Origin of the sequence: Bradyrhizobium sp. (genome assembly GCF_019242285.1) — a bacterium.
In the GTDB taxonomy this organism is placed as follows: Bacteria; Pseudomonadota; Alphaproteobacteria; order Rhizobiales; family Xanthobacteraceae; genus Bradyrhizobium.
Window position 1 is genome coordinate 1 of record NZ_JAFAVV010000090.1, and the last position, 2,699, is coordinate 2,699.

2 protein-coding genes and 1 pseudogene are annotated in these 2,699 nt (G+C 56.3%); all 3 read right to left on the bottom strand.

From position 1 onward, the window contains the following. Positions 1 to 517 (bottom strand): annotated as a pseudogene (locus tag JOY90_RS03585) (hypothetical protein); the annotation flags it as partial. 357 nt (positions 518 to 874) lie between these two features. Then, positions 875 to 2,008: a TAXI family TRAP transporter solute-binding subunit gene (locus tag JOY90_RS03590; RefSeq protein WP_291689792.1), complete on the bottom strand. Its 1,134-nt coding sequence runs from the start codon at positions 2,006 to 2,008 to the stop codon at positions 875 to 877. Between the two features lie 143 nt (positions 2,009 to 2,151). Next, a partial coding sequence (locus JOY90_RS03595) for a hypothetical protein (RefSeq protein ID WP_291689791.1) occupies positions 2,152 to 2,699 on the bottom strand: 548 nt, incomplete at its 5' end.

Here is a 2,699-nt window from a genome sequence, read left to right on the forward strand (position 1 = left end):
CGCCCAAGCTGATATCGATCGTCCGGCAGGGGAATTCGCGGCGATCCTCGAGCATGTAGCGGCCGGCCACGGACAATTTTTCGCGCCGAAAACGCCTTCGTTCTTGCGGCCCGGGCACAATCCGGTCGACCGGATGAGTTCTACTCCGAGCTGACAGCGGTGCCGCATGTCGGCGGCCAAATGGAAGATTTGGTCTGGTGTTGACGGCGCGATGAAACCGCCCCACCGCCTGTTCGTTGACGCCGGTTGTCGGCTGAGTGAAACCCGGACCCGTCGTCCAGGCGCGGGCATTTTCACGACGATTGGGTCGAAGCGATGCTAGGGTTTGTTCGCCGCGATTGATAAAATGTTTAGCCATAGCGATGTATCTGTGAGCAGCGGCTAGATTCCGATCCAGCGCTAACGCGTTCTCGCAATCGGCAATGCCCTGGCCCGCACGGTTTGTAAAAATTTTTATAATACCCAGCAGGTAACGCGCCCAGGCATTGTTCGGCGCATCGGAAAGTATCTCAGTCAAGTCGCTTCGGCCGCCGGGATGCGGAGGTTGCTGTCGGTGGCCAGAAAAGTACCGCATATCCAAGCCGCAAGAATCGCCTCTAATTTGCGCTCGACATCGTCTGTCCGCACGGACACGTCCTCCTGCAGTTGATGCCTGTACAAAACCGTTCGGGGTTATTGATTGTTTTGTACTCCAGAGGACTAGACAAGTGCTTCCAGGAACTTACCCAGCCGTCCCGGCAGCGATACGCCTCCAAATTTTGATGTGAGCTAGTGAACTCATTATGCGTCCGTGAGCGATCTCATTTGTAGTCGTTTGGAAGGTGACCGAAGCGTCGCTAGCCAGAGTTCCGGATGGCGAGACCTCGTCCTATGGTCAACGTGTAACGGGATGTATCTTCTGCCATTCCAGGAACTGACGGAACAAGGTTTCGCGATCTTCCGATCGATCGTGCCCAGGGGAGCTCGTCTGACTCTGGCTCAGGAACTGTTCGAAGCTGTTGCGGACCTCGCTTGTAGTCCTCGCGTTGCTGTTGCGGTCGAGCCACTCCTGTGCGGGCCGGAAACGAACCCATCCAGGCAAAGCCGCGTTGAGCGCCACTTCCTTCCATTTCGGATGGAATGGTGGTTGTTGCAGCTGGCCGATTTTGCCGAAGAAAGCGTCAACAAAGTGCGCAAGCCTGCGGTAGCGTTCCGTGCTACTCTGCCAATTGTATGCAGCCAGCACAGCCGGCACCGCGACTGTATCGACAAGTTCGCCTTTGGCGACGAGATTTGGATAGTTATCGGACGTCAACTGTGCGGGTAGATAATCTCCTTGCAGTGATTTTGTATATTCGATTGGAACAAGGTGCAGATTCGGATCCTTAATTTGCGTAGTAGCTTTCGAGGGTTGACCCTGCACGGCAACGACGGCATCAAGCTCGCCTTTTGATAGTTTGTCGTAAGCGATGCGCTGCTCGATGTAAGCGAAATCCGGATGGATTCCGAGGCGCTCGAAAATGGCGATCGCAGTAACGAACGTGCCGGCGTTTGGCAGATCAATTGATACCTTTTTGCCCTCCAGATCCGCGAGGCTGTGGACGCTCTTTGGCGCCACGACGTGCACCTCCTCATTGTACAGCTTAGTGATATAGGTAAACTGCCCTTTGATATTATTGGCGATACCCTTTTTCTCGAGATAGTCGAGCGTATCAGAGCGGACTATTCCAAGATCGACTCCCTTGATATACAGAATGTCGGCGACGCTCTGAACCGAGCCGCGCCCGACAATGGAGAGGATCCGCAGGTTTTCGCCATCGTCCAGGACCGATTCGAGATCAGCCCCAATCTGCACGTAGGTTCCTCCGATCGTGCCGGAAATCAAAGTAACCGTGTTGGAATTGAGGCGAGCAGCGGTTTCGCGGGTCTGGTTCCCGTAGCGAAAGATCGCTTTGAGCCCATCGCTGACGGTACTGGGGTCCACTTCGGTCTCGGCCGCCCAGCCCGCCCCGAGAAATGACACGATCATCGTGGCGATTGCGAAAAGCCGCCCGATATTGAAGGCCATGATAACCCCTTACACAAGCACTCTGTCTATGTTCCCAGAAGTCTTCATCACGCGCCCGCACAGCCGCCGCGAACAGACGTTCCGTCGCACGCCCATTCATCGCCTCATTTGATCGAGCCCGCGAGCAACTGCAGTCGTGCGGACGCCGCCCTTGATCCCAGTTCCTGTGCCCGTTGGTACCAAGTTCGGGCCTTCTCAATGTCCGGTTTTGGACCCTGGAACCCGAGCTTCTCCAATGCGATCGGATCGTAGGTTCCGGCTAGTGACAATGCCGCTTGCGCGTCTCCGGCTTCCGCAGCGCGCTGAAGCACCAATCGCGCCGAAGCGAGATCACCATTCGCAATAAAACCCTCTCCCCGTTTGAGCAGGGCCGCGATCTCGTCTGAGTCCAGGTGTCGGACAACGAAGGCAGATATTGTTGGTTGGTTTACTGGGGGTGCTGCCCATTCAAGGCGTAGCGTCTTGCGATCGGCTACGGTGAAGTTGGCGAGGCGCAACTCAAGCTCCACGTCCATCGTACCGGCAAAATCTTGAGGTGGTTGCACCATCACCTCGCGCAGCTCGGCGGGCATCAACTGCCAGCCGCCGGCTACCAAAGCCCGACCCACGTTTAGGATCGAGCCAGCCGCAAGGCCCTTAATCACGATTGTCG

Excerpts from the sequence above, each read along its gene's own strand:
- JOY90_RS03590 (WP_291689792.1), bottom strand. The coding sequence starts at position 2,008 with ATGATCGTGTCATTTCTCGGGGCGGGCTGGGCGGCCGAGACCGAAGTG.